Here is a 1702-nt window from a genome sequence, read left to right as displayed (position 1 = left end):
CGGAGGGTGTGGGGGCCGGGTTGGGAGCCGACGGTGGCGGGTTGGACGGGTGTTTTTTGGAATTCGTGGCTGATCTGCGCGGCGATCTCGGCCAGGATGTCGCGGGGTTTTTCGGTGTAGATGCAGGTGGCCTTGGACACCAGGGTCCAGACTTGCCGGCTTGGTGGTTTCAGTGACCTGTACCAGTCGACGGCTCGTCCGCCTTTCGCTTCCGTGCATTCACGTTCGCCTGCAATGCAACTGCGAGGAGTTCCTGGTCTGTTTTCAGAACAGGCCATGACGTATTTATAGATATAAGGATCGGCGGCTGCAGGCAAGTCGATGTTGGTCCAATAACCGCCGCCGCCTGGCGCTGGGTTCCAGGCTTCCGTTGATATGCCCGTGGGGTCCCAATCGTTGGCAACATCATGTGCGTCGTCGCCGTGCGCACTCGGAACCAGCACCAGCGTCAGGCCAGTTGTTAGAACGGCCGTTATCCAAAATCGCGTTGCGGTGATGCTATGGAATGAGCCCATGATCAGTCTCTAGTGAGGTGTTCTGCTTTGAGAGCCACCCAGTGTCCATCAGTGTAAGAAGCAACGACAATGTCAGGGCGCGCTATGCGTTGCGGCAACTGCTTATATGGCGTGCCTGGTTGCTCATGGAACGACACTTGTGCCTGCTGAATGATGACAATCGCTTGATATGTGTTCTCTGGTGTCTTGACGAACTTGCTATCCGAGGAAATTACTTTCATTTGTCCGCCAACTATCCACCTGCCCTCGTGATGCCATGCAACAACTGTCTTTTTCACGTTGGCACATGTGGTGCAGCCCGTGTCCGTGACGGCCATCATGGGGCCTGTGTTGCCGGTTTCATAGGCGTAGCCGAGCGTGGAGTACCAGTAGGTGGCGAAGGCTTCGAGTCCGGCCTTGGAGAATTCCTTGGCCTTGGCGGGCAGCACCGGGACGGGGACGTTTTGGGCCGGTCCGTTGGCGGTGGCGGGCTTGTACACCGGGATGGGCGGCGTCGTCGGCGCCGCCGTGGTTGCTGGTGCCGCACTGGTTGGCGGAGCCGTGGCGGGGCTGGGTGCTCTGTTCGGTGGCGAGTCCGTTCCGCACCCGGCGAGGGCGAGCACTGCGGTGAGGGCCACGGCCGGCAGGGTGGCTCGTCGGCGCCAACTCCGCAGCAGATCCCGTGCACGCAGTTTTCGCCTTGCCTGTCGGCGCTCGTCGCGGTGATGCGAGTGTGGCTTGCTGGTCGTCATGCGGACCCCCGGGTGCGTTGAGGAGGGACCCTGCATTGCTGGAGCCCCGTTTCAGCTTGACAACAAGCTACCCCACATGTGTGATCTGGACCACCAACTTATCCACAGCGGCGCGGTCTCCGCCTTGCGCGTCTTTTCGGGTTGGCTGGTGGCCTGATGGGGCATGTGCCGTGGCGGCGTGCGTTGTTGGCCGGGGGGTTGTTGCTGGTTTGGGCCGTTTTTGTGTGGTGGGGCCTCCACAGGGAATGTGTGTTCTAGGGTTGTCCACATTCGCGGGTTTCCCGCGAATGTTTGTCGGTGGCTGGTTGTAGCGTGGTGTGCATGGAGACAACGGCAAGGGTGCCGGGCCCGGGAGGCACCGGCACGGCGGCAGGGACGTCGGCAGGGACGTCGGTGGCCGGCGGGCCTATCCGCCGCCTGCTCAGCCTGGCCGCCGCCCTTACCGCGGCCGCGGCC

General features: G+C 62.0%; 1 protein-coding gene and 1 pseudogene. Both read right to left on the bottom strand.

All coding sequences use genetic code 11. The features are described 5' to 3' along the window. Window positions 1-515: pseudogene (locus tag MMF96_RS19325) on the bottom strand (hypothetical protein); the annotation flags it as partial. Between the two features lie 2 nt (window positions 516-517). Then, window positions 518-1132, bottom strand: a complete 615-nt coding sequence (locus MMF96_RS19320) for a DUF6318 family protein (protein ID WP_256884465.1) — start codon at window positions 1130-1132, stop codon at window positions 518-520. Window positions 1133-1702 lie beyond the last annotated feature (570 nt).

The sequence above is a fragment of the Arthrobacter sp. STN4 genome (assembly GCF_024539665.1).
Lineage (GTDB): Bacteria > Actinomycetota > Actinomycetes > Actinomycetales > Micrococcaceae > Specibacter.
The sequence above is the reverse complement of the archived record's forward strand: the minus strand, read 5'-3'. Positions and strand labels throughout refer to the sequence as shown.